General features: G+C 65.1%; 23 protein-coding genes. 9 read left to right on the top strand and 14 right to left on the bottom strand.

The genetic code is table 11. The annotated features are described in order from the left end of the window. Positions 1-150: 150 nt before the first annotated feature. Positions 151-1125, bottom strand: coding sequence for an iron exporter MbfA (mbfA, locus tag N6L27_RS18765; protein ID WP_271908897.1), 975 nt, complete (start codon positions 1123-1125; stop codon positions 151-153). A gap of 137 nt (positions 1126-1262) precedes the next feature. Between mbfA and N6L27_RS18770 the strand changes: the two genes are divergently transcribed. Beyond that, on the top strand, positions 1263-1880 hold the full coding sequence (locus N6L27_RS18770; RefSeq protein ID WP_271908898.1) for a TetR/AcrR family transcriptional regulator: 618 nt from the start codon (positions 1263-1265) through the stop codon (positions 1878-1880). 15 nt (positions 1881-1895) lie between these two features. On the opposite strand, the gene N6L27_RS18775 is transcribed toward N6L27_RS18770, so the two are convergent. Beyond that, positions 1896-2372, bottom strand: a complete 477-nt coding sequence (locus N6L27_RS18775; protein ID WP_271908899.1) for a c-type cytochrome — start codon at positions 2370-2372, stop codon at positions 1896-1898. A gap of 112 nt (positions 2373-2484) precedes the next feature. On the opposite strand from N6L27_RS18775, the gene N6L27_RS18780 reads away from it, so the two are divergent. From N6L27_RS18780 to N6L27_RS18790, 3 genes are all read left to right on the top strand, one after another. Continuing rightward, on the top strand, positions 2485-4158 hold the full coding sequence (locus N6L27_RS18780; RefSeq protein WP_271908900.1) for a Y-family DNA polymerase: 1674 nt from the start codon (positions 2485-2487) through the stop codon (positions 4156-4158). Positions 4159-4235: 77 nt separating this feature from the next. Next, positions 4236-4925 (top strand): ArsR/SmtB family transcription factor, encoded by a 690-nt coding sequence (locus tag N6L27_RS18785; RefSeq protein ID WP_271908901.1) that lies wholly within the window; start codon positions 4236-4238, stop codon positions 4923-4925. Between the two features lie 115 nt (positions 4926-5040). After that, positions 5041-5385 (top strand): DUF2794 domain-containing protein, encoded by a 345-nt coding sequence (locus N6L27_RS18790; protein WP_039185371.1) that lies wholly within the window; start codon positions 5041-5043, stop codon positions 5383-5385. A 95-nt stretch (positions 5386-5480) separates the two neighbouring features. Here N6L27_RS18790 and N6L27_RS18795 read toward each other — a convergent pair whose 3' ends face one another. From N6L27_RS18795 to N6L27_RS18805, 3 genes are all read right to left on the bottom strand, one after another. After that, positions 5481-6305 carry a C40 family peptidase gene (locus N6L27_RS18795; RefSeq protein ID WP_271908902.1) on the bottom strand — a complete coding sequence of 275 codons (825 nt, stop codon included), beginning with the start codon at positions 6303-6305 and terminating at the stop codon, positions 5481-5483. A gap of 4 nt (positions 6306-6309) precedes the next feature. Beyond that, complete coding sequence (locus tag N6L27_RS18800; protein WP_271908903.1) at positions 6310-7692, bottom strand: leucyl aminopeptidase family protein; 1383 nt, start codon at positions 7690-7692, stop codon at positions 6310-6312. Positions 7693-7776: 84 nt separating this feature from the next. After that, positions 7777-8136: a hypothetical protein gene (locus N6L27_RS18805; protein ID WP_271908958.1), complete on the bottom strand. Its 360-nt coding sequence runs from the start codon at positions 8134-8136 to the stop codon at positions 7777-7779. A gap of 176 nt (positions 8137-8312) precedes the next feature. Between N6L27_RS18805 and N6L27_RS18810 the strand changes: the two genes are divergently transcribed. Next, complete coding sequence (locus N6L27_RS18810) at positions 8313-8963, top strand: carbonic anhydrase (protein ID WP_271908905.1); 651 nt, start codon at positions 8313-8315, stop codon at positions 8961-8963. 2 nt (positions 8964-8965) lie between these two features. Here the strand turns inward: N6L27_RS18810 and N6L27_RS18815 are convergent, their stop codons facing one another. Further along, a complete protein-coding gene (locus N6L27_RS18815) occupies positions 8966-10129 on the bottom strand; it encodes a DUF3095 domain-containing protein (RefSeq protein ID WP_271908906.1) in 1164 nt (387 codons plus the stop codon). A gap of 114 nt (positions 10130-10243) precedes the next feature. Here N6L27_RS18815 and N6L27_RS18820 point away from each other — a divergent pair, with 114 nt between their 5' ends. The 3 genes from N6L27_RS18820 to N6L27_RS18830 all read left to right on the top strand — a co-directional run bounded on the left by N6L27_RS18820 (position 10244) and on the right by N6L27_RS18830 (position 14313). Continuing rightward, positions 10244-11416, top strand: a complete 1173-nt coding sequence (locus tag N6L27_RS18820) for an MFS transporter (RefSeq protein WP_271908907.1) — start codon at positions 10244-10246, stop codon at positions 11414-11416. Positions 11417-11498: 82 nt separating this feature from the next. After that, complete coding sequence (locus N6L27_RS18825; protein WP_271908908.1) at positions 11499-12521, top strand: aspartate-semialdehyde dehydrogenase; 1023 nt, start codon at positions 11499-11501, stop codon at positions 12519-12521. A 139-nt stretch (positions 12522-12660) separates the two neighbouring features. Next, a complete protein-coding gene (locus tag N6L27_RS18830) occupies positions 12661-14313 on the top strand; it encodes a DUF4139 domain-containing protein (RefSeq protein WP_271908909.1) in 1653 nt (550 codons plus the stop codon). Positions 14314-14509: 196 nt separating this feature from the next. Here the strand turns inward: N6L27_RS18830 and N6L27_RS18835 are convergent, their stop codons facing one another. From N6L27_RS18835 to N6L27_RS18870, 8 genes are read right to left on the bottom strand one after another with little or no spacing between them, the layout of a single operon-like run. After that, positions 14510-15280 (bottom strand): HpcH/HpaI aldolase/citrate lyase family protein, encoded by a 771-nt coding sequence (locus N6L27_RS18835; RefSeq protein ID WP_271908910.1) that lies wholly within the window; start codon positions 15278-15280, stop codon positions 14510-14512. 15 nt (positions 15281-15295) lie between these two features. Continuing rightward, positions 15296-16096, bottom strand: a complete 801-nt coding sequence (gene hpaH, locus N6L27_RS18840; protein WP_271908912.1) for a 2-oxo-hept-4-ene-1,7-dioate hydratase — start codon at positions 16094-16096, stop codon at positions 15296-15298. Continuing rightward, positions 16093-16962 carry a fumarylacetoacetate hydrolase family protein gene (locus N6L27_RS18845; RefSeq protein ID WP_271908913.1) on the bottom strand — a complete coding sequence of 290 codons (870 nt, stop codon included), beginning with the start codon at positions 16960-16962 and terminating at the stop codon, positions 16093-16095. Before N6L27_RS18845 ends, hpaH begins: the two co-directional genes overlap by 4 nt. Further along, positions 16959-18371, bottom strand: a complete 1413-nt coding sequence (locus N6L27_RS18850) for a pyridoxal phosphate-dependent decarboxylase family protein (RefSeq protein ID WP_271908914.1) — start codon at positions 18369-18371, stop codon at positions 16959-16961. Before N6L27_RS18850 ends, N6L27_RS18845 begins: the two co-directional genes overlap by 4 nt. A gap of 60 nt (positions 18372-18431) precedes the next feature. Continuing rightward, entirely contained in the window at positions 18432-19412 is a 981-nt protein-coding gene (gene hpaD, locus N6L27_RS18855; protein ID WP_271908915.1) for a 3,4-dihydroxyphenylacetate 2,3-dioxygenase, read from the bottom strand. Positions 19413-19450: 38 nt separating this feature from the next. Then, entirely contained in the window at positions 19451-20305 is an 855-nt protein-coding gene (hpaD, locus tag N6L27_RS18860) for a 3,4-dihydroxyphenylacetate 2,3-dioxygenase (protein WP_271908916.1), read from the bottom strand. Between the two features lie 39 nt (positions 20306-20344). Further along, on the bottom strand, positions 20345-21856 hold the full coding sequence (gene hpaE / locus N6L27_RS18865) for a 5-carboxymethyl-2-hydroxymuconate semialdehyde dehydrogenase (RefSeq protein WP_271908917.1): 1512 nt from the start codon (positions 21854-21856) through the stop codon (positions 20345-20347). Beyond that, on the bottom strand, positions 21853-22248 hold the full coding sequence (locus N6L27_RS18870) for a 5-carboxymethyl-2-hydroxymuconate isomerase (protein ID WP_271908918.1): 396 nt from the start codon (positions 22246-22248) through the stop codon (positions 21853-21855). Before N6L27_RS18870 ends, hpaE begins: the two co-directional genes overlap by 4 nt. A 114-nt stretch (positions 22249-22362) precedes the next feature. Here N6L27_RS18870 and hpaR point away from each other — a divergent pair, with 114 nt between their 5' ends. After that, positions 22363-22803: a homoprotocatechuate degradation operon regulator HpaR gene (hpaR, locus tag N6L27_RS18875; RefSeq protein WP_271908919.1), complete on the top strand. Its 441-nt coding sequence runs from the start codon at positions 22363-22365 to the stop codon at positions 22801-22803. Positions 22804-22858: the final 55 nt, after the last annotated feature.

A 22858-nucleotide genomic window follows, 5' to 3' on the forward strand; every position in this document is an offset into this window, starting at 1 on the left:
GCCCTGTGCTGCGCACAGGGCAGGGAGAGGATTCTGCTGAGAATTCCGGTTCCATGACGTGCACCCGCAGCGCGCCAGCGCTGCCGGGCCCAACCGGGAGGGCAGCCTTTGGCTGTTCCGGAGCGGGCGGGAGAGCCTGCGCTGCGGAACTCAGCCGCTGCCGATCAGCATACCTGCACCCAGCACCAGCGCGCCGCCCAGAACCACCTGCATTGTGGCGCGCCAGAACGGGGTTTCCATGAACTTGTTCTGGATCCAGGCGATGGCCCAGAGCTCAACAAAGACGATCAGCAGTGCCAGCGTGGTTGCGGTCCAGAATTCCGGGATCAGATAGGGCAGGGCGTGGCCGAGGCCGCCGACTGTTGTCATGATGCCGGATGCGAGGCCGCGTTTGATCGGTGAGCCGCGGCCGGAAAGTTCGCCATCATCCGAGGCCGCTTCGGTGAAGCCCATCGAGATGCCGGCCCCGACCGAGGCCGCCATGCCGACCAGAAAAGTGGTCCAGGTGTCCTGGGTGGCAAAGGCGGTGGCGAAGATCGGCGCCAGGGTGGAGACAGAGCCGTCCATCAGCCCGGCCAGCCCCGGCTGCACCCAGGTCAGCACGAACTGGCGGTGGGCGGCGCGGTCCTCGTCTGCGCGGGTGCCGTCGTCCAGATGCGCCTCCTGCAACTCCCCGGCGCGGGTCTGGTGGCCCGCCTCGGCAGCGGCGAGGTCGCCCAGCAGTTTGCGCGTCGCGGCGTCCTGGGTGCGGGCGGCGGCGGCGGTGTAGAAATGCTCTGCGTCGCGCTCCATCGCGCTGGCCTCATCGCGGATGCGGTCGAGGCTCAGGTTCTCCATCAGCCAGACCGGACGGCGGGCATAGTAGCCCGCCACGTGCTCGCGCCGGATCAGCGGGATCGCCGGGCCGAACCGCGCCTCGTGCAGGGCAATGAGCTGGGCGCGGTGACCGTCCTCCTCTGCCGCCATGCCGTCGAACATCGCGGCAGAGGCGGGGTATTCACCGCGCAGCCGTTCGCCGTAACCGCGGTAGATGCGCGCATCGTCCTCTTCCGAGGAGATCGCAAGGGCGAGAATTTCCTGTTCTGATAGCTCCACAAAGTGCTTGCGCTGGGTGAAAAAACGCATCTGCCGCCCCTCAATTTAGAATAATTCTAAACATAACGGTTCCGCGAGGGAGCGCAAGGCGGTGCGGGTTCTGCTGTTGCAATGGAGCGGCGCAGGCTACATTAGGCGCAGACCCCTACGCAGCCAACGGAGCCCGCATGAACCAGCAAGCCAGCGTCCTGCGCACCGGCCGGAAATTCGATCAGGTCCTGGACGGCGCGCGCGAGGTGTTCCTGGCGGACGGGTTCGAGGGCGCCAGCGTCGACAAGATCGCCAAGGCGGCGGGGGTCTCCAAGGCGACGCTCTACAGCTATTTTCCCGACAAGCGGGTCTTGTTCATGGAAGTGGTGCGCTCTGCCTGCGTGCAGCAGGCGGATGCATCGCTGGAGCTGACACCGGGCAGCTGCGGGCCGCGGGATGTGCTGCGGGCGGCGGCGGAGCGGGTGCACGGAGTGCTGCTGGGTGGCTTCAGCCTGCAGCTGTTCCGCATCTTCGTGGCAGAGGCCGACCGGTTCCCGGAGCTGGGGCCGATGTTTTATGAAAGCGGCCCGATGGTGCTGCATGGCGAGATCCGCGATTATATCGAGGCCGCGGCGGCGCGCGGCGAGCTGAAGATCGCGGATGCCGATCTGGCCGCGGCGCAGTTCATCGAGCTGTGCAAGGCCGATGTGTTCCTGCGGTTCCTGTTCAAGATCGACACTGAATTCTCTGAGGCTGAGCGCGAGCGGGTGATCAGCGGCGCGATTGACACTTTCATGGCGCGGTTCGGGGCCTGAGCCGGTCTTTCCCGGTTAGTGCGTGGTGAAGCTGTTGGGGGTCCTGCGGTAGGTCTCGTGGCAGCTGAGGCAGCCCTGCATCAGCCCGGGCAGAGTGCGGCGCAGGGCGGGCAGGGAGCGGGCGCTGAGGGCTCTGGCCGCAATTTCGGCTGATTTGGCCCGGGCTTCGAAATCATCCCAGGATGTCCAGATCTGCGGCCGGGCGTGGCTGCGCGGGTCCATCCTGTGTTTGCGGAACTGCTTGCGGATGCTGCTGGTGGATTTGATCAGCTGCCGCCGGGCGATGCGCGCCTTGCCCTGATCGAAGACGGCGCGCCCGGCCATCATGGCAGTGAGCACATCCATTGCGGCCTTTTGCGTGGTCATCAGGGTGATGCGTCGGGTCACATGCTTGCTGGCGCCGTCACCGGCAGTGACCGGGGCAGAAGGCCCGGTGGCAAGGGCGGCGAGGAGCGCAAGGCAGGCAAGCGGTTTCAATAGGCGCAGGGTCATGCTGCGGCTCCGGACCGGATTGACCGAATCGAATGATTAGAACAAAATGGGAACATCTGCACTGAAACTCCTGTAACCTGCCGTCTGCCGGCCCCTGCTGCGTGATCTGCCCATGCCCCATCGCCGCATTCTGTCGCTGTGGTTTCCGCGCCTTGGCGCCGAACGCATTCTGCGGGCGGAGCGCGGCGGCATTGCCGGGCCGCTGGCCGTTGCCGAGGAAGTGTCCAACACCCAGGTTATTTCCGCGTTAAACCTTGCCGCCTCGGCAGAGGGGCTGCAGGCCGGCCAGCCGTTGCGCGATGCCCATGCGATGTGCGCGGGCCTGGTGGTGCGGCCGCGCAACCGGGCGGCGGAGGCGGCGTTTCTGGCGGCGCTGAGGCGCTGGGCGGGCAAGTTCAGCCCCTGGGTGGCGGAGGCCGGGGAGGACGGGCTGACCATCGACCTTACCGGTTGCGCGCATCTGTTCGGCAGCGAGGCGGCGCTGATGGAGACGGCGGGGCAGGACTGTGCGGAAATGGGCCTGAGCGTGCGGATGGGGCTGGCGGACACCCTGGGCGCGGCCTGGGCGCTGGCGCGCTATGCAGGCGAGGAGGCGGCGCCGGAGCGGTCAGGCGATGCCATCGACCAGGAGGCGCGCGCGACCCGTGCGCGGGCGCAGAAGCGCCAGAGCGTCAAGCGGCGCCACTGGACCCGGGGCGGCGCGGCGCCGCAGCTGCAGGCGGTGGTGCCGCAGCTGGGGCGGATTGCCGAAACCGGCCAGGCCTATGGCGCGCTCGCCCCCCTGCCGGTGGCGGCCTTGCGTCTGGACAGCGCCACGGTGGCGCAGCTGAACCGGCTGGGGCTCAGACGGATCGGCGACCTGCTGGGCCAGCCGCGGGCCAGCCTGGCGCGCCGGTTCGGGCAGGGGCTGGTGCTGCGGCTGGACCAGGCGATGGGCAGCGCGCCGGAGCCGGTTTCGCCCGCGCGCAGCCCGGACCATTTTGCGGTGCGGCTGACCCTGCCGGAGCCGATCGGGCTGATGGAGGATCTGCTGGCGGGCGTTGACCGGATGCTGCCGCGGCTCTGTGCCCGGCTGGAGGCGCGCGGCAAGGGCGCCCGCGTGCTGCGGCTGGAGGCGCACCGCTGCGATCAGGAGATGGAGGCGGTGACACTGGGCCTGGCCCGTGCCAGCCGCGATCCGGCCCGCATCCGGCCGCTCTTGGAGATGAAGCTGGAGCAGATCGATGCGGGCTACGGCATCGACATGCTGCGGCTGGAGGTCCTGCAGGCCGAAGCCATTCACGCCCGCACCCCGGCGGGCCATCTGCAGGCAAGTGCCGCGGCGCGGGCGCGGCAGGAGGATGGCACCGCGCTGGAGGATCTGATCGGCCGGCTGGGCGCGCGGCTGGGGATGGAGGCCATCACCCGCTATCACCCGGCGGAGAGCCATATCCCGGAGAAAACCTTCACCGTGCAGGCGGCGGCCTGGTCAGAGCCTGCCGCCGGCGACTGGCCGCGGCCGCCGCGCCCGCGGCCGTTGCTGTTGTGGCGGCCGGAGCTGGTCCACGCGCCGGATGTGCCGCAGGTGCCGGAGCAGTTCCGCTGGCGCGGCCGTGACTGGGCACTGGCAGAAGCGGAGGGGCCGGAGCGGATCGCGCCGGAGTGGTGGCTGGAAGACCCGGAATGGCGCAGCGGGGTGCGCGATTACTGGGTGGTGGTGACGGATTGCGGCACGCGGCTGTGGCTGTTCTTTGCCCATGGCGGGGCGCTGTCGCCGGGCTGGTTCTGCCACGGCTCGTTTGCGTGACCGGGCGCGCGGACAGTTCGGCGCGGGGCGAAGGGTTTTGCTTGGGTGTCCCTGCGCAAACCGCATAGAGTAGGGATATGATCACACCGCGTTTCGACATTCTTGGCCAGGCCATCAGCGACGCCAGCCGCACGCAGATGCTGTGCGAGCTGATGGAGGGCCGCGCCTATACCAACAAGGAGCTGGCGGCTGCTGCTGGGGTGACGCCGCAAACCGCCTCGGCGCATTTGCGCCTGCTGCAGGACGCAGGCTTGGTGGTGGCGGAAAAACGCGGCCGCTGCGTCTATCACCGGCTGGCCGGGGCAGAGGTGGCGCACGCGCTGGAGCAGCTGGCGGCGATTGCGCCTGCGGACAGCCTGCACCGGGCCCAGCAGCGCAAAGCCGGCGGACTGGCACAGCTGCGCAGCTGTTACGACCACCTGGCAGGCCCGCTGGCGGTCGCGATGACCCGCGCCTTCCTGGACCGCGGCATGCTGGTGGAAGAGCAGGGCGCGTTTCGCGCGGAGCCTGCCGGGGAATGGCTGAAACTGGGGGTGGTTTTGCCGGAGCGGCCGGGCCGCCAGCCCTTTGCCCGGCCCTGTCTGGACTGGACCGAGCGCAAGCTGCATGTGGCCGGGCCGATGGGACGGCAGATCCTGGATCACGCCCTGGGCAGCGGCTGGGTCAAGCGGCACCGGCACAAGCGCGGGCTGCTGCTGACCGCCCCCGGGCGGGTGGCGCTGGAGCAGATCCTGGGGGTGCAGTGCGGGGAGCTGGCGGCAGCCTGAGCGGCGGGAAAGCCGGGCGGAACAGGGCATTTGCACCTGTGCGTATCCTGCACCACACGAAAATTCGAAGGGGATAAACCTTGATTTGCCGGGGAAATGACGCAACCTGTTATCTATGAGCTTTGATCAGGTGCAGCCTTTTCCCGGATCTCCCATACCTCAGCAAGTCGCCTTTGACCGCCGGGAACTGTCGGTCATCATGACGTTGTACGGCCGCATGGTCGCGGCGGGAGAATGGCGTGATTACGGGATTTCCTCCTTGCGTGACCTGGCAGTTTTCTCCGTTTTCCGGCGCACGGCAGAGCATCCGCTTTACCGGATCGAGAAGCGCCCCAAGCTGCGGCAGCGGCAGGGGCAGTATTCGGTCGTCGGCATGGATGGGCATATCCTGAAGCGCGGGGCGGATCTTAAGACCGTGCTGAGGGTGCTGGAGCGTAAGCTGATCCGCTCCGTGGAGTAGCCGCAGGGCCTGCGGCGGAGCGGGACCGGAATTTTCACAAAATTCCGGCCAAAAATCTTTGTAAGATTTTTGCCGCCTGTGGCAGGCGCCGGGGTCTACGCCAGCCGTTTGTGTGCGGTGACCGGGCCATCGCCCTGGGCTGCGATCCGTTCGATTGCCGCGGCGATGGGCTCAATGGCAACTGCCATATCGTGGGCGTTGGCGTGGATCAGGGTTTCTGCGTCCCGCACCAGTGCAACATGGCCCTTCCAAAACAGAAGATCGCCGCGCTGGTAGTCTCCGGCGGGGGCGGGGTTGCCCAGCTCTGCCTCCTGCATATCGCTGTCGCCGGGACAAGCTGTGCCGCAGGACAGCAGGGCCGCCTGCACAAGGCCGGAGCAGTCAATGCCAAAGCGGCTGTTGCCGCCCCAAAGGTAGGGGGTGCCGAGGAACAGCTCTGCCACCTCCGCCGGATCGTCGGCATGGGCTCCCAATGGTGACAGATGGCGGGCCGGGATATAGCCGAGGTTGGTGTCCGCGAACCGGCCTTCACCGCCAAGGACCTGCACCCGGCTGCCGTGGCTGAGCGCAAGGGTCTCCGGTGATTTGAAATCATCTGCGGAATAGGCATGGGTGGCGGGGGCGCTGACCCAATGCGTGGCCTCGAACGGCGCGGCCAGGGCGGCACTGGGGACATAGCCCACATAGGAATCCTTGGCGGCCTGCAAAAACGCCCAGCCGTCGCGGTGGTCATAGACCGTGACCGGCTCGCCGTAGACCAGCTGGCGGTCGCGGGCGCCGTCAGGCGCGCGCAAGAGGTCCGCGACAGGGACGCCGATGCGGGCAGCGGTGTCCTCCACCCGTTCCAGCCCGCCGGGCGCGTCCTGCAGGTGCGCGGCAGCGATGCGGTCATTCATGGGCAAGCGGCGGGGGTCAGCCATAAGATCAGAGCTCCAGCATCTCTGGCAGCGCGGCAAACAGCGCGCGGGCGCCTTGCAGGGCGCCGCCCTTGGGCCGGGCGGGGGACGCGTTGGGGGTCCAGCCGTAGATGTCGAAATGCATGTAGCGGGTATCGCCGGCGAAGCGGCGCAGGAACAGGGCGGCGGTGATCGAGCCTGCGAACCCGCCCGAAGGCGCATTGTCCAGATCGGCGATGCCGGGTTCGATCATGCTCTCGTAAGGCTCGTGGAAGGGCATCCGCCAGACCGGGTCGGCGGTGCGCGCTGCGCTGACGGCAAGCGCTGCGGCGTCGCCCTCGTGACCGGTATAGAAAGGCGACAGGTCCGGGCCGACGGCAACGCGCGCCGCGCCGGTGAGAGTGGCCATGGAGACCAGCAGGTCCGGCGCGTCCTCTGCCGCCAAGGCCAGCGCGTCGGCCAGCACCAGCCGGCCCTCGGCGTCGGTGTTGTTGTTTTCAACCGTCAGCCCCTTGCGCGACATCAGCACATCACCGGGACGGAAGGCGGAGCCGGAGACGGCATTTTCCACCGCGGGAATCAGCACCCTGAGCTGCAGGTTCAGTCCGGCATCCATGATCATGCGGGCAAGGCCCAGCACGTTGGCAGCGCCGCCCATGTCCTTTTTCATCAGCGCCATGCTGTTTCCGGGCTTCAAGTTCAGCCCACCGGTGTCGAAACAGACGCCTTTGCCCACCAGGGTCAGCTTGGGGCCGGTGCTGCCCCAGCGCAGATCGATCAGCCGCGGTGCGCGGTCCGAGGCGCGGCCGACGGTGTGGATCAGCGGGAAGTTCTGTTCCAGCAGATCCTCGCCCAGGATAACGGAGGTTTTGGCGCCGAACTCCTGCGCAAGGGATTCGGCCGCGGTTTGCAGCTCTGCCGGGCCCATGTCGGAAGCTGGGGTGTTGATCAGGTCGCGGGTCAGGCATTCGGCAGCGGCCAGCGATTCCACGGCGGCGGCATCCAGGGCTTCGGGCGCCTGCAGGGCGGCGGTTTCGCCTTTGGCGTCCTTGTAGCGCCCGAAGCGGTAGGCGGTCAGCAGCCAGCCGAGGGCTTCGCTGGCGCCGTCCTCTGCCGGCAGGCCAGAGGCGATACGGTAGGTGCCTGCGGGCAATTTCTGCGCCGCTTCGGCCAGCACAAAGCGGCGGCGCGCGCGCTGGGCGGCGCTGCCGTAGCCCGCCAGGGCCATTTCAATCCGGCCTTCGGCATCCGGCACCGTCAGCGCCTGGCCGCAGGCGCCGGTGAAGCCCTGCGCCGATGCCCAGGCCTTAACGCGCTGCGGCTGGCCAGAGAGCCAGCTGTCGAGGGCATCGCTTGCAATAACATGCACAGGGCAGGCGTCAGGGCCGGGTGCGGCAAAGACTGGCGGCATCGAAAAACTCCGGTTGCAATCACTTCTGATGCGCCAGAGTAGCCGCCGCGGCGCGGCCTGCAAGCCCTGCGGGCTGCACAAATGTCAGATCGACATGTCCTGCTGGTCCCAGACCGCCGTCAGCGAGCGTTCACCCACCCGCATCAGCCGGAACAGGATGGCGGCGACGGCCGGCGCGTCCTCAGCATCAATTGCCACTGTCACGTCGCTGGCGATGCGGGCCAGTGCGGTCATGCCGATCTGTTCGGCCATGGCAATCAGCGACCGGGCGCTCTTGCGCAGGTTCATCATATCGTTCTGCCGCCACAGACGCTCGCAATGCGTCAGGCGGACTGCCATTTCTTCAATCGCGCGGCATACGACGTCTTCAGCGCCGGCTTCGCCGAGCTGTTCGTAAAGTTCGGAAAGTTTGTCAGGATCCAAGCGCACAGTCTCGGAGTGCATCACTGTCAGTATATTGGCCACCACATTCACCCAATTCTTCATGCCCCCACGGCACATCTGCCAATTTGGGTTCCATAAGTTTTCAAAAGGTTTCCGCGGGCAGATCAAATCCCTCGAATTTTGAGACAATGCAGGCTAATACGGCCGGCAACGCGAAATGAACCGAGGATTCGACAATGGATTTTGCCAAGCCTCTCCCGAGCTATTTGGTAACCCGATATCACGGCTGGAAGGCCACGTCATACGAGGAAAATCAGGGCTGGTACCGCCGCCTGGCGACCGAGGGCCAGCGCCCGCGGGCGATGGTGATTTCCTGCTGCGACAGCCGGGTGCATGTGACGTCGATCTTCGGCGCTGACCAGGGTGAGTTTTTCATTCACCGCAATATCGCCAACCTGGTGCCACCTTTTGCGCCTGACGGCGACCACCACGGCACCTCGGCGGCGGTGGAATATGCGGTCACTGCGCTGAAGGTCTCGCATCTGATCGTGCTGGGCCATTCGCAGTGCGGCGGCGTGCAGGGCTGCATCGATATGTGCAAGGGCCATGCGCCGCAACTGGAGGAAAAGACCAGCTTTGTCGGGCGCTGGATGGACATCCTGAAACCCAAGTTCAGCGGTGTTGAGGATATCGAGGACCCGGTTGAGCAGGCGCGCCAGTTCGAGCGCCAGGCGGTTGTCGCCTCGCTGGAGAACCTGATGACTTTCCCGTTCATCGACTCGGCGGTGAAGGCAGGCGAACTGAGCCTGCACGGGCTGTGGACCGACATCGGTGAGGGCGGTCTGGAATGCTATGACCCCAAGGCGGGCACCTTCGCGCCGGTCTGAGATCAGGCCGTTTCTTTGCGGATCCCGAATGCAGCCGCCAGATTGGCGGCTGCTTGCGTATAGCCCCCCGCGGCGCCGTCGACAAAGTGGATGTGATCCTCCTCCACCGGCGAAGGCACAATGCAGGTGACCATGGCGGCGTCCTGTTCGTGCAGGCCGAAATGAACAAGGCCCGCACCGGCCGCCTGTTGCAGATGCTGTCGGATGCGGTTGCGGATTTCGGGCGTGCAGTCCAGCGTCATCTTGAGCCCGTCATCGAATTTGCGGAAATCCGAATGCGCCCGCAGCATTGACAGGTAGTGCACAGGGTCGAAGCCGCCCACAGGGCGCCGGGTCAGAAAGATCAGCCCGGCCAGAGCGCTGTGAATAAACAGATGCAACTGCCGCAGAAGGACCGGCATCCGCCCGTGCGAAGCCTTTGCCTCAAGCGTCAGCCCGGCGGGCGGAAATTGCAGCTTGGGGCCGGTTTCGGGAACCGGGTGACCGTTGTCCTCAAGCTCTGCCGCCAGATCCAGCACTTCGGCGGCGAAGCGGGCAAAATCCTGCGGACTGGCGCCGGGGGCAGGCTGGGCGACCACCGAAAGGATGATGCCGTGGCGGGCGGGCGTGTTGCTCCAGCGGCAGGAAAGGCCTGCGAGGTCAGGCGGGTCTGCCTGCGGGTCAGGGGCAACCGCAAAGGCGCCGGCCTTCATCTGCGCCTCCGCCCAGGCCAGGCCGCCGCCGTTGAACATGGCGAAATCAGCGTGGTCCGACACCGCGTAGCGGGCAACCTGCACCTCCAGCCCCTCGGCCCGGATTGCAGAGACCGGCAGAACGGCGGCGCGCAGGGAGATGCCGTATTCATCCTCCGTCCAGCTGCGCAAGGCACCCAGCACGCGCTGTGCCGTCGCCTGATGGCGGGGCGGTACCGCAAAGGAGGCGCCGTCACCGCCGAAGACATAGGGAAAGGCCTCGCCCCCGAGCGCGTTGCGCATGGCGGCGATCACTGCGGCGCCGACCATGTTCACGGTCTTGTAGCGGCCCGCCTTCACCAGCCCGGTGGAATTCACGATATCGGTGCAGCAGAGCAGCCAGCCGCCGGGCAGCGGTGCAAAGACCGACGGGTCGGAGAGATTACTGAATTCGCGGACCCTGGGGAGGCTGGCGTAGAACGAATCCGGTGTCATGTCTTTCAGCTCCCTGACGCGCTCCCGCGGCCTGCCGTCTCCTTCTAAACAAATTGTGCGGCGGCGCCAAACATGCAAGCTGTGCGCTAGTAACAATAATGCAGGGGGCAGAACATGCAGGCAGGGTTGATCTTATTGTGCCTGGCATATGTGCTGAGCCAGTTCTTCCGCGCCTTTCTGGCGGTTCTTTCCGGGGTGCTGGGGCAGGATATCGGCGCGGCACCGGATGATCTGGCCTTTGCCTCCAGCCTTTGGTTTCTGTCCTTTGCCGCCATGCAGCTGCCGGTGGGCTGGGCGCTGGACCACGTAGGGCCCCGCAAGACGGCGTCGCTGCTGCTGCTCTTGGGCGGCGGCGGCGGTGCGGCGCTGTTTGCGGCGGCCACTGTTCCATGGCACGTGGGCGCGGCGATGTTCCTGATCGGCATCGGCTGTTCGCCGGTGCTGATGGCGTCCTACTACATCTTTGCACGCCAGTATTCGCCCGCACGGTTCGCAACGCTGGCGGCGGTAATGCTGGGGGTCGGGTCCGCGGGCAATCTGGTGGCCTCCTACCCGACGGCGCTGGCGGTGGATCTGTTCGGCTGGCGCGGCACGCTGGCCGGGCTGGCGGCGGTGTCGGTTGCGGTAGCGGCGGGGATTTTCCTGACCGTGAGCGATCCGGACAAGCCGGAAGGGGAACACAAGGGATCGGTGCTGGACCTGCTGAAGATGCCGGTGATGTGGGCAATCTTTCCATTGATGCTGGTGGCCTATGCGCCGTCCGGCGCGCTCAGGGGGCTGTGGATCGGGCCGTACCTGAGCGATGTTTACGGGCTCAGCACCCAGGCCGTCGGTCTGGCGACCCTGGTGATGGGGGCGGCGATGATTGCGGGCACCTTTGCCTACGGGCCGCTGGACCGGGTGCTGGGCACCCGCAAATGGCTGATCCTGGGCGGCAACCTGCTGGGGTGCGCGGCCCTGGGCGGGCTGATCCTGGCCACCGGCGCGCCGGTCTGGATGCCGGTTGCGATGATGGCCGCGGTGGGTTTCTTCGGCGCGTCCTTCCCGGTGATCATGGCGCATGGCCGTGCCTTTGTGCCGCCGCACTTGGCCGGGCGGGGGGTGACGCTGCTCAATCTCTATGGCATCGGCGGGGTGGGAATCATGCAGTTTGCCACTGGCCGCATTCACGCGGAAATGGCCGGTGCGGACCTTTCCTTGCCCTACATCGGCATTTTCAGCTTCTTTTTGGTGCTTCTGGGGCTCGGCTGCGCAATTTATCTGTTCAGCCGCGACAGCATGGACTGATCTGGGACTTTAAACTTGGTCGCGGAACCATTATCACTCCCGCGCCGGCCATGGGGCCGGGCAATACTGGAGAAACAGACAAATGGGTTACCGCATCGTCGTCGTTGGCGCCACTGGCAACGTGGGCCGCGAAATGCTGAACATCCTGGCCGAGCGCCAGTTTCCTGTGGATGAGATCGCTGCGCTGGCAAGCCGCCGGTCTCTCGGCACTGAAGTCAGCTTTGGCGATAAGACACTCACTACCAAGGATCTGGACACCTTTGATTTCACCGGCTGGGACATGGCGCTGTTTGCCGTGGGTTCCGAGGCGACCAAAGTCTACGCCCCCAAGGCTGCAGCCGCGGGCTGTGTGGTGATCGATAACTCCTCGCTCTACCGCTATGACCCGGAGATTCCGCTGATCGTGCCGGAGTGCAACCCGGAAGCGATCCACGGCTACAAGAACAAGAAAATCATCGCCAACCCCAACTGCTCCACCGCACAGATGGTGGTGGCGCTGAAGCCGCTGCATGACCGCGCCAGGATCAAGCGTGTTGTTGTCTCGACCTATCAGTCGGTGTCCGGTGCGGGCAAAGACGGCATGGATGAGCTGTGGGAGCAGACCAAGGCGGTTTACAACCCCACCACCGATGTGCCGCCGAACAAGTTCCAGAAGCAGATCGCCTTCAACGTGATTCCGCAGATCGACGTCTTCATGGAAGACGGCTCGACCAAGGAAGAGTGGAAGATGGTTGTCGAGACCAAGAAGATCGTCGACCCGTCGATCAAGGTCACCGCGACCTGCGTCCGCGTGCCGGTGTTCGTCGGCCACTCCGAAGCCGTGAACATCGAGTTCGAGGAGTTCCTGGACGAGGACGAGGCCCGCGACATCCTGCGCGAGGCACCGGGCATCATGGTAATCGACAAGCGTGAGCCGGGCGGCTACGTCTCGCCGGTGGAATGCGCAGGCGATTTTGCGACCTTCATCAGCCGCATCCGCCAGGATTCGACCATCGAGAACGGCCTGAACCTGTGGTGTGTCAGCGACAACCTGCGCAAGGGCGCGGCGCTGAACGCAGTGCAGATCGCCGAACTGCTGGGCCGCGAGGTCCTGAAGAAGGGCTGAGGTTTTTCGACCTTATGAGCAGGGGGCCGCTTCGCAAGAAGCGGCCCTTTTCTTTTGCGTGGCCTTGGGGCAGAGGCGCGGCTAGGCTTGGCATTGGGCGGGCAGATTTGCCCCGCGGATACTTTTTCGAGAGATGCCAATGCGATTTTCCTTGATGGCTTTTGCCTTTTCTTCATTTGCTGCAGCGGCGGCTGCGGACACCATCCCCGTCAGCAGCACGGTGTCGGAGGTAACCCTCTATTCCGGTCTGGCGGAAGTCACCCGCAGCGCCGCGCTGACGCTGCCGCAAGGCCGCCACCGGCTGATCCTTCAGAACGTGCCGAAAACCGCGCTGCTGGAAACGCTGCAGGTGGAGATCGCCGGCGCCCGCCGCGTCGCCACCCTGCTGCGCGAGAATTACGTGCCGCCGCGCGATGCGGATGACCCCGAGGTGGAAGCTGCCGAAGCCCGCGTGCGCGAGGTTGAGGCGCGGATTGCCGCGGTCCGGGACGAGGCCGCGCGGGCGCGGTCCGGGGTGCGGGCGGCGGAGGCCTCAATCGGGTTCCTGCAGCAGCTGGGTGCGAATGAGGGCTTGGCACAGGCGGATGCAACTGCGCTGAGTGAAATTGCCCGGATGATCTCCGCGGAAGCGGCGGGCGCCAGTCAGGCAGCAGTAGCGGCAGAGGCTGAGGCGCGCCGGATCGAACTGCAGCTGGAAGATCTGGAGGAGGAGCTGGCAGCAGCGCAGGCAGCGCTGGCGGCACTGACGCTGGAGGATGATGACCGGCTGTACATCGCGGTGGATATCGAGGCGGAGCAGGCGGGCGAAGGTGCCGTCAAGGTGAGCTATTACACCACGGGCGCGGGCAATATCGGCTGGCAGCCGTCTTATGAAATGCACCTGAATACCGTGACGGAGCAGCAGGTGATCCTGAAACGCGCGGTGATACTGGTGCAGGACACCGGCGAGAACTGGCAGGATGTGGCGCTGACCCTGTCAACGGCGGTGCCCGGTGAGCAAGGCAGCCCGTCTGTGCTGCACCCCTGGCTGCGCCGGATCGAGGAACCGCAGCCGCCGCGGGCGCTGAAGTCCTATAGCCAGGATGTGGCGGAAATGTCTGCGCTGGCAGAGCCGGTGGTCGAGGTACCTTTCATGATTGAAGAAGCACAGGGCGGCTGGGGTTCGGATCTGGGTGGTGCCGTAGCGACCTATCGCTTCGGGTTGCCAGTGTCGATTGCCTCTGGCGCCGATCTGCTGCGGCTGGAGATGGACAGCCTGACGGCGGAGGCAGATGTGCAGGCGGTGGCGGTGCCGTCGCGGGATGAGACCGCGTACCGGGTGGCCACTTTCACCAACAGCTTCGGCGAGCAGCTGCTGGCCTCGGACGAAGTGCCGCGGTTTGTTGATGGCAAGCTGGTGACGGTGGAGCCTTTCGCCGCGCTGGCGCCGGGAGCGGAAATGGACGCAGGGTTCGGTCCCATAGAGGGCCTGCAGCTGCGCCGCGATGTGCTGGGGCAGAGCGAAGGGGAGCAGGGACTGATTTCGCGCAGCAACGCGCAGGTTCAGAAGGTGGAGATCACGGTGGAGAACCTGACTGCGCAGGACTGGAACGTGCGGGTTCTGGACCAGGTGCCTTATTCCCAGCAGGACGATCTTGAAATCGAGTGGAGCGCAAAGCCCCAGCCCGCAGAGGAAAACGTTGAGAAACAGCGCGGCATTCTGGCTTGGGACCTGGAGCTGGATGCTGGCAGGAGCGAGACCATTCAGCTGGACACCACGCTCAGCTGGCCGGAGGGCATGGTGCTGCGCTGACGCTGGTTAGAACCTGGTGCGGTACTGGCGGCAGGGGGAGCTCCCGCCCGTCGTCAGGTATTGAAAATACCTTCCTCCCGTTGGGCGTGGCACCGCGCCATGCGCGGTGCCACGCCTAAGGCTGCTGCCGTTGCTCTGGCTTTGCCAGGGCGGCGGGCAGGCGCGGGAGGGCTTCCTTTGTGAGTGGAAAGGCTGGCTATTCAGCCTTCCACTTGGCGGCCAGGTCGCGGGCATTGCGGGCCAGCATCATGACGTCGATGCCAACCGCCAGGAACTGCGCGCCCATGTCTGCGTAGGCCTGGGTGGCCTCATCCGTGGTGCCGAGGATGCCGGGGGCGATGCCTGCCGCCTTGATGCGGGTGATGGCATCACCAATGGCTGCGCGCACCTCCGGATGGGCGGAGTTGCCCTGGTGGCCCATGTCGGTGGAGAGATCCGCGGGGCCTATGAAAACGCCGTCGATGCCTTCGACCTGCAGGATCTCATCGAGCGCGTCCATACCGGCGCGGTTTTCCACCTGCACCAGCAGGCAGACCTCCTGATCGGCGGTCTGGATGTATTCAGTGACTGTGCCGAACATGGTGGCGCGCGCCGCCGTGGCGCCGACCCCACGCACGCCTTTGGGCGGGTAGTGGCAGGCGCGGACCAGTTCGCGGGCCTGATCGGCGCTTTCGACAATCGGCACCAGCACGGTCTGTGCGCCCGCATCCAGCACCTGCTTGATCATCCAGGTTTCCCCTACTGGCACCCGCACCACCGGGTGGCTGGGTGAGGCCGCCAGCGCGATCAGCTGGTCGCGGATCGAGCGGATATCGTTGGGCGCGTGCTCGCCGTCGATTACCAGCCAGTCGAAACCGCAGGTGCCCATGATCTCGGCAATCTGGCCGTCGGCAAAGCTCATCCAGCAGCCGATCTGGCGTTTGCCTTGTGACAGAGCCTGTTTGAAGGGGTTCTTAGGCGCGGGCATGGGCGGGGTCTCCTGTCAGGCGAAATTGATGGACACACAACCGAAGTCGCCGAAATCTGCGGTGATTTCCGTGCCCGGCGGGCATTCGATGGGGCGGATGAAAGAGCCTGAGAGCACGATATCCCCGGCCTCGATCTGTTGTCCATATTCGGCCATCCGCCGGGCCAGCCACAGGACCGAAGTGACGGGATCGTTCAAGACGCCTGCGCCGAAGCCGGTTTCCTCCACCGTGCCGCCCCGGGCCACGATAGCGCCGGTCCAACGAAGGTCGTGTGCGTCAACAGCGTGGCGCTCTGCTCCCAGCACCAGGCCGGCATTGGCGGCGTTGTCGCTGATGGTGTCGGTGATTATGCGGGCCTGGCCGGTTGCCGGGTCTGCGCGCAGGATGCGGGTGTCGAGGATTTCCAGCGAGGGCGCCACATAGTCCGTGGCAGCCAGCACATCTTCGCGGGTGCACTCGGCGCCCGCGAGGGGGGATTTCATGATGAACGCAATCTCCGCCTCCACCCGCGGCTGGATGAAGCGGCCAGCGGGGACGGTGGCGCCGTTCTCAAATGCCATGTCGTCCAAGAGCACGCCGCTGTCGGGGGTGGTGATGTTCAGCGCCTGCTGCATGGCGCGGCTGGTGAGGCCGATCTTCCAGCCGATCTTCTTGCGGCCAGAGGCCAGTTTTTGCCTTATCAGAGCCTGTTGCACCGCATAGGCATCGTCCAGCGTCATGCCGGCATAGGCCAAGGAGAGCAGGCCGCATTGCTGGCCGGTTTGCTCGGCCTTGAACAGCCGGTCAGCGGCCTCCTGGTGCTGCTCCGGGGTCATGCCTCTCCCCCGCTGAACTCATCCTCAACCGTGTTGCGCAGGGTGCCGATGCCCTCCACCTCAACCTCGACCACATCACCGGGGACCAGATATTTCGGCGGGTCGAAGCGGGCGCCGGCGCCTGTGGGGGTGCCGGTGATGATCACGTCACCCGGCTGCAGGGTGGTGAAGGTGGAAATATAGGCGATCTCCTCGCGGATCGGGAACATCATCCGGTTGAGAGTGTCATCCTGGCGGATCTCTCCGTTCACGCGCGTGACAATACGGGCGCCGTCCAGCTGGGCAGCGTTGGTAAAAGGCACCAGCCAGGGGCCGATGGAACCTGAATTCTCCCAGTTCTTGCCTTGGGTCACGTTGAACTTCGCGTGGCGGACCCAGTCGCGGATGGTGCCCTCATTCGCCAGTGTTAGAGCCGCGATGTGATCGTAGGCGTCCTCCGGCTTGATGCGGCGGCCCGGCTTGCCGATCACCACTGCAACCTCGCCTTCGTAATCCAGCGTGTGGTTTTCCGGCGGGCGGATCAGCGGGCGCCCGGCGCCGGTGAAGGAGCGCGGGAAGCGGGGGAACAGGGACATGTGTTTGGGCTGCGCGGAGCCATCCTTGTATTCCGCGTTGCGGTCCGGAAAGTTGACGCCGACGCAGAGGATCTTTTCCGGATTGGGGATGGGGATGTCATAGGTGAAATCCGTGTGGGTGACGGATTTGCCTGCGGCGGCCTGAGCCAGTGCAGGCAGGCCATCCGCCGCGATCACGTCGCGCAGGGTGGGCCACTCAGGGAACTGCGGCGACAGGGCGATCATGCCGGTATCTGTCGCCGCGCCATAGAAAGTCTCTCCATTGGCGGAGTAGGTGGCAAAGCGCGTCATTGCAGGCTCCTTGAGATTTCGGTGATGACATCGAAGGCCATCATCACGTCGGCTTCGGTGGTCTCGAACTGGCCCGCCTGAAAGCGGATCACCAGCTGGCCGTCGACGCGGGTCTGGGTCAGATAGATGCGGCCGTCGTCGTTGATGGCATTCACGAGCGCGAGGTTCAGGTCGTCCAGATCCGTGGCGCCTTCGGGGGCGTAGCGGAAGGACCACAGCGACCACATCGGCGGGGTCACGATTTCAAAATCAGGCTCTGACTTCAGCTTTTCGTGCAACTGAGTGGACCAGTTTACGTGGTTCCGCAGGCGCTGGCGCAGGCCTTCGAGGCCATAGGTGCGGATCAGGAACCAGATTTTCAGCGCACGGAAGCGGCGGCCCAGGGGGACTGACCATTCGGAATAGTTGATGATGCCGTCATGACCGTGGGTCTTGAGGTATTCCGGGCTGATCGCGAGGGTCTGCACCAGATCATCCGGGTTCTTCAGGAAATGGGCGGAGCAGTCAAATTGCACGCCCAGCCACTTGTGCGGGTTGAAGACGATGCTGTCGGCGCGCTCCACCCCCGGCCAGTAGTGGCGGTATTCGGGGCAGATCATGGCGGAGCCGGCCCAGGCGGCATCCACATGGGTGTAAAGGCTGTATTTTTTGGCGACGTCCAGCACGCGGTCCACAGGGTCGGTGGCGCCAACGCCGGTGCCGCCAACGCAGAGGATCACACCCGCAGGCTGGTGGCCTGCGGCCAGGTCGGCCTGGATGGCGGCCTCCAGCGCGCCGGGGTCCATGCCGCGCCAATCGCCCTTGATCGGCACACGGATCAGGTTCTGCTGGCCGATGCCCGCGACCCAGATGGCGCGGTCGATGGAGGTGTGGACCTCTGAAGAACAGTAAATCCGGAGCGCCTTTTGCCCGAACAGCCCCTGCTGGTTGCCCTGCCAGTTCAGTGCTTTCTCCCGCATTGTCAGAACTGCGGCGAGGGTGGCCGAAGAGGCGCTGTCCTGAATGACGCCCTGGAACTGGCCCGGCAAGTCCAGCGCCTGGCGCAGCCAGTCCATCATCCGGGTTTCCATTTCGGTCGCTGCGGGCGAGGTCTGCCACAGCATGCACTGCGGCGCGATGGCGGCGGTCAGGAATTCGGCCAGCACCGAAGGCGCGGCGGCGTTGGAAGTGAAATAGGCAAAGAAACGCGGGTGCTGCCAATGGGTGATGCCGGGCATCACGATGTCTTCGAAATCGCGGAAGATGGTCTCCATCCCCTCGCCGTCTTCGGGCGGCGTTTGGGGCAGGGCATTCAGCACCGCACCGGGTTCGGTTTTGGCCCGCACCGGGCGGTCGCCGACGGTCAGGTGGTAATCCTGCGTCCAGTCCGCGACCCGGCGGCCCCATTCGGAGAAGTCATCCCACTGCATTTTACTACCTTGTTCCTGCGGGATTGCGCCCGGCCGGGGGGGCGGGCGCAATCCTGAACATCAGGGTGCAATAATCGGCTGCGCTTTCAAAGCGCTTGGTTTCGCAGCAGCACCTTCGAAGGCCGATCCTTCCTCAAACCAGCTGCGCGGCGCCGGGGCGCCCCAGAGGGTCTGGCGCTGCGGATCGGTGAGCGACCATTTGATCGGCTCCAGATCCGGGTCGACGGTCTGGTAGTCGGAGCAGTAGATCTCGATCCGGTGGCCGTCGGGGTCGCGCACATAGAGGAAGAAGGCGTTTGAGATGCCGTGGCGGCCGGGGCCGCGTTCGATGTTTTCGACATAGCCGGTGGTGGACATCAGGTCCAGGAGGTCGATGATGTTCAGCGGTGTCGGCACCCAGAAAGCGGTGTGGTGCAGCCGGGGGCCGAGGCCGTTGGTGAAGGCCACGTCATGAACCCCGCCCTTGCGGTGCATCCAGGCGGCCCAGACCTTGCCGCTGTCGTCATCCTCGGTGAACTCGGTAACGCGGAAGCCCATCTCGCCATAGAAGGCGACGGCACCGTCCACATCGGCGCTGAACATGTTGAAATGGTCGATGCGGAGCGGTTTTACCCCGTTATAGAGACTGTATTTCTGGTGAATGGGCGCCAGCCGGTCCATCTTGACGTAGAACTCCAGCGGGATGCCCCAGGGGTCGCGGGTGCGCAGTGTGCGGCCCATGCGGGGGCGCTCCACCCATTCCACCGGCAGGTCCTTGGAGGCGAAGAACTCGGCTGCCTTGTCCAGGTCGGGCTCATCATAGAGCTTGAAGCCCAGGACGCCGACCGAGGCCTCATCCGCCTGAACCAGCACGATGCAGTGGTGGCCGCGTTCCTCCATTGCGCGCAAGTAAATGCGCTCGGGGTCTTCATGCGTCACCTGCAGGCCGAGGGTGTCCACATAGAAGGCGCGGGAGGCGGCGAGGTCGGTCACGGCGTATTCGACGTGGCTTAGCCGCACGATGTTGAAAGGCGGATAGAGGTCCGGGGCGGGGACGGGCATTGGGGGGTCTCCTATTACTGAACCGGGAAGATCACGTTTTACTGAACCGGGAAGATCACGTTGGTCTGGCCGGTGCCGGAACTGGGGAAATACTCGGTGATCACTTCGCATGGGGCGGTGTAGCTGTCCCAGCCAAGTGCGCCGTAGAGCATGGCGGTGTCGTGCATGGAACCTTCGCCGCAGCAGAACTCTGCGTATTCGCCCAGCATTTTGAGGAAGGTGGCGTGGTCGCCCTTCAGCCATAGCTCCAGCACCCGCAGGTCCATCTGGCGGTTGAACTCGGAACTGATGGTGAAGGTGCCATTGTTGGCGGCATAATCCTTGTTCGCCCAGATTTTGTGGCTGAGCGAGCCGGAGGCGACCAGCAGGACCTTGCTGTCCGAGGCCTCGACCGCCGCGCGGATGGCTTCACCGATCACCCGGCTTTCGCCGTGGTCATGAACAGTGCACCAGGCGGCGATGGAGACCACCTTGAAATCGCCCTCGCGGCTCATGAAGCGCATCGGGACCAGGGTGCCGTACTCCAGTTCCAGCGAGTCGAGCTGGTGCGACAGGGTATAGACGCCCTTGTCCGAGGCCTTGGCGGCGATGGCATCGCCGAGGGCCGGGTTGCCTTCGTACTCATAAGGCAGGTTCTGGATGAACTGCGGGAATTCGTTGGAGGTGAACAACCCCTTGAACCGGCGGTTGGCGTTGATGTGGAAACCTGCGTTGATCACCCAATGGGTGTCGCAGATCACGATGGTGTCGGCGCCGAGCGCCTTGGCGCGGCGGGCGATTTCCCGGTGGCCGTCGATTGCGGGTTTGCGGGCGCCCTCCAGCCGGCCGGGCTGTTCCGACATCAGCATGGTGGGCACATGGGTGCATTTGGCGGCGAGAACGATTTCTCCCATGGTCTTCTCCTCAAAGACGGGTTGCGCGTTTCCTTGAGGTCAGGCGCCGAGGCGCGGGATCTTGTGGTGGCCCAGGGCAAAGCCGATGTGTTTCTGTTCCATGTAGAACTCGAAGCTCCAGTCGCCGCCGTCGCGGCCGATGCCGCTGGCCTTGACCCCGCCAAAGGGGGTGGGCAGGTGGCGGACGTTTTCCGAGTTCACCCAGATCATCCCGGCCTCCAGCGCGTTTGTGAAGCGCAGGGCGCGGGTGAGGTCGTTGGTCCAGACATAGCCGGTGAGCCCGTATTGGGTTTCATTGGCCAGTGTCAGAGCCTCATCCTCGTCCTTGAAACGGATGGCGGTGAGGACCGGGCCGAAGATTTCCTCCTGCGCGATAGTCATACCGTTGGTGGCATTTGTGAACAGCGTAGGGCGGACGAACCAGCCCTGATCGCCGACGCGGGTGCCGCCTGCGGCGATGGTGGCACCGTCATGCTTGGCTGTCTCGAAGTAAGAGGTGACCTTGTCGAAATGCACCTTGTGAATGAGCGGGCCGACCTCGGTGGCCGGATCCAGCGGGTGGCCGACCTTGATGTTGTTGACGCGCTCGATCAGCTTGGCCTCAAACGCGTCTGCGATACTCTCCTGCACCAAGAGGCGCGAGGAAGAGGTGCAGCGTTCGCCGTTCAGCGAGTAGATCATGAAGATCGCGGCATCCAGCGCACGGTCGAGGTCGGCGTCGTCAAAGACCACCACCGGGTTTTTGCCGCCGAGTTCGAAATGCACCCGTTTCAGGGTATCGGCGCCCTGTTTCATGATCATCGAGCCGGTCTTGCTCTCGCCGACAAAGGCGATGGCCTTGATGTCGGGGTGTTCGGTCAGCGCGCGCCCTGCGTCCTCGCCAAAGCCGTTGACCAGGTTCCAGACGCCCGGCGGAAGGCCGGCCTCATGGGCGATCTCGGCCAGAATGCGGGCGGTGAGGGGGGAGAACTCGGCCGGTTTGTGGACCACGGTGCAGCCGGCCGCCAGCGCCGGGGCGATCTTCCAGGTGGACAGCATGAAGGGCGTGTTCCATGGGGTGATCACGCCCACCGGGCCGATCGGCACCCGGGTGGTCACATTCATCAGCGTCGGCGACTGCAGCTGCTGGCCGTCGCGGGCAGCGGTGGCCTTGTCCGCGAAGAAGCGGAAGTTTTCGGCGCCGCGCAGGGCGGCCTTGGACATGAAGCGCAGGGCCTGGCCGGTGTCCCAGCATTCGCACAGCGCGATTTCCTCGGCGCGTTCGACGATCAGGTCGGCGATGCGGTTGAGGATTTTCTTGCGCTCCAAGGCGGGCATGTCGCGCCAGGCGGGGAAGGCGGCCTTGGCAGCTGCGGCAGCGGCGTCAATGTCTGCTGCTTCACCCTTGGAAACTGGGCAGATCACGCTTTCGTCTACGGGTGAGGATGTTTCGAACGTGGCGCCGGAGGCAGCGGGGCGGCTTTCGCCGCCGATCAGGTTCAAAATGCCGGTTTCGCGGAAGCGCGTCAGGTGGCTGTTCAGCGTTTCGATGTTTGTGGCCAGATCGCTCATGACGGGTCCGCCTTTTGTATGTGGTCGCGGATGGTGCCGCATTTCGGGGAAAGCTCGGGGTCGATGTCGCGCATCTCCAGCGAGAGCGCGATGGAGTGCTGCTGCAGTGCCGGTTCAAGGAAGGTTTGCGCCGCGTCGAACACAGCCTGGGCGGCGCGTTTGCGGGTGTCCATGTCACGGCCCGCGCGCAGCCGGATGGAGATGTCGAGGTAGCCGTGCTGTTCATCGCCATCGGCAATGGAGGCGTGATTGGCCGCAAAGGCGCGCACCCGGATGCCCGCCAGGGGAAAGGTGCCGGTCGCCGCTGCGGCCTGCCGCAGGTGGCGGCACAGCGCTGCGATGTCGGTGCGGCCTTCCATGTTGGCTGAGTAGTCCAGCGTGATGTGCGGCATCTGCGGTACCTCTCCTGAATTACTTAACATGTTTAGCAATTGCACTGCTGCGAGTCAAGCAGAAGAAACCCAAGCGGCAATTGCGTTTAGCCGGAAGCAGGGTGATAATCACATATGACCAGGATGATGCCCTCCACCGACCGTTCGCTGCCGATTGCCCTTTTGCGGGCGCGGGAGCGTGTGATGGGGCCGATCCGGGCGCTGCTGAGCGGTGCAGGATTGACCGAACAGCAATGGCGCGTCCTGCGGGTGGTGCAGGAGAGCGGGCCGATTGATCCGACGCAGATTGCGGATAAGGCCTGTTTGCTGCTGCCCAGCCTGACACGCATTCTGCAGAAGCTGGAGGAGAAGCAGCTGATCAGCCGGGAGCGCGACACAGAAGACCGCCGCCGTCAGGTTGTGCAGATTGCGCCTGCAGGGGAGAAGATCATAGCTGACAATCTGGAGGCCAGCCTGGAATTGATGGAGCAGACACGCCTGAAAATGGGGGTTGAGCGCTATGAGGCTCTGCTGGATCTGCTGAACGAGCTGGATCGGATCGACCTGCCGGAGTGAGTCGGTTTTGCCGCATTTGGCGCGGATGGCCGGGTGCGTGACGCAAATGGGTCTG

The sequence above is a fragment of the Leisingera sp. SS27 genome, from assembly GCF_028368855.1.
GTDB lineage: Bacteria > Pseudomonadota > Alphaproteobacteria > Rhodobacterales > Rhodobacteraceae > Leisingera.

What these genes read in the sequence shown, in the direction of transcription:
- mbfA (WP_271908897.1), bottom strand. Translation starts at nt 1,125, where the DNA reads ATGCGTTTTTTCACCCAGCGCAAGCACTTTGTGGAGCTATCAGAACAG.
- N6L27_RS18770 (WP_271908898.1), top strand. Translation starts at nt 1,263, where the DNA reads ATGAACCAGCAAGCCAGCGTCCTGCGCACCGGCCGGAAATTCGATCAG.
- N6L27_RS18775 (WP_271908899.1), bottom strand. Translation starts at nt 2,372, where the DNA reads ATGACCCTGCGCCTATTGAAACCGCTTGCCTGCCTTGCGCTCCTCGCC.
- N6L27_RS18780 (WP_271908900.1), top strand. Translation starts at nt 2,485, where the DNA reads ATGCCCCATCGCCGCATTCTGTCGCTGTGGTTTCCGCGCCTTGGCGCC.
- N6L27_RS18785 (WP_271908901.1), top strand. Translation starts at nt 4,236, where the DNA reads ATGATCACACCGCGTTTCGACATTCTTGGCCAGGCCATCAGCGACGCC.
- N6L27_RS18790 (WP_039185371.1), top strand. Translation starts at nt 5,041, where the DNA reads ATGAGCTTTGATCAGGTGCAGCCTTTTCCCGGATCTCCCATACCTCAG.
- N6L27_RS18795 (WP_271908902.1), bottom strand. Translation starts at nt 6,305, where the DNA reads ATGGCTGACCCCCGCCGCTTGCCCATGAATGACCGCATCGCTGCCGCG.
- N6L27_RS18800 (WP_271908903.1), bottom strand. Translation starts at nt 7,692, where the DNA reads ATGCCGCCAGTCTTTGCCGCACCCGGCCCTGACGCCTGCCCTGTGCAT.
- N6L27_RS18805 (WP_271908958.1), bottom strand. Translation starts at nt 8,136, where the DNA reads ATGCACTCCGAGACTGTGCGCTTGGATCCTGACAAACTTTCCGAACTT.
- N6L27_RS18810 (WP_271908905.1), top strand. Translation starts at nt 8,313, where the DNA reads ATGGATTTTGCCAAGCCTCTCCCGAGCTATTTGGTAACCCGATATCAC.
- N6L27_RS18815 (WP_271908906.1), bottom strand. Translation starts at nt 10,129, where the DNA reads ATGACACCGGATTCGTTCTACGCCAGCCTCCCCAGGGTCCGCGAATTC.
- N6L27_RS18820 (WP_271908907.1), top strand. Translation starts at nt 10,244, where the DNA reads ATGCAGGCAGGGTTGATCTTATTGTGCCTGGCATATGTGCTGAGCCAG.
- N6L27_RS18825 (WP_271908908.1), top strand. Translation starts at nt 11,499, where the DNA reads ATGGGTTACCGCATCGTCGTCGTTGGCGCCACTGGCAACGTGGGCCGC.
- N6L27_RS18830 (WP_271908909.1), top strand. Translation starts at nt 12,661, where the DNA reads ATGCGATTTTCCTTGATGGCTTTTGCCTTTTCTTCATTTGCTGCAGCG.
- N6L27_RS18835 (WP_271908910.1), bottom strand. Translation starts at nt 15,280, where the DNA reads ATGCCCGCGCCTAAGAACCCCTTCAAACAGGCTCTGTCACAAGGCAAA.
- hpaH (WP_271908912.1), bottom strand. Translation starts at nt 16,096, where the DNA reads ATGACCCCGGAGCAGCACCAGGAGGCCGCTGACCGGCTGTTCAAGGCC.
- N6L27_RS18845 (WP_271908913.1), bottom strand. Translation starts at nt 16,962, where the DNA reads ATGACGCGCTTTGCCACCTACTCCGCCAATGGAGAGACTTTCTATGGC.
- N6L27_RS18850 (WP_271908914.1), bottom strand. Translation starts at nt 18,371, where the DNA reads ATGCAGTGGGATGACTTCTCCGAATGGGGCCGCCGGGTCGCGGACTGG.
- hpaD (WP_271908915.1), bottom strand. Translation starts at nt 19,412, where the DNA reads ATGCCCGTCCCCGCCCCGGACCTCTATCCGCCTTTCAACATCGTGCGG.
- hpaD (WP_271908916.1), bottom strand. Translation starts at nt 20,305, where the DNA reads ATGGGAGAAATCGTTCTCGCCGCCAAATGCACCCATGTGCCCACCATG.
- hpaE (WP_271908917.1), bottom strand. Translation starts at nt 21,856, where the DNA reads ATGAGCGATCTGGCCACAAACATCGAAACGCTGAACAGCCACCTGACG.
- N6L27_RS18870 (WP_271908918.1), bottom strand. Translation starts at nt 22,248, where the DNA reads ATGCCGCACATCACGCTGGACTACTCAGCCAACATGGAAGGCCGCACC.
- hpaR (WP_271908919.1), top strand. Translation starts at nt 22,363, where the DNA reads ATGACCAGGATGATGCCCTCCACCGACCGTTCGCTGCCGATTGCCCTT.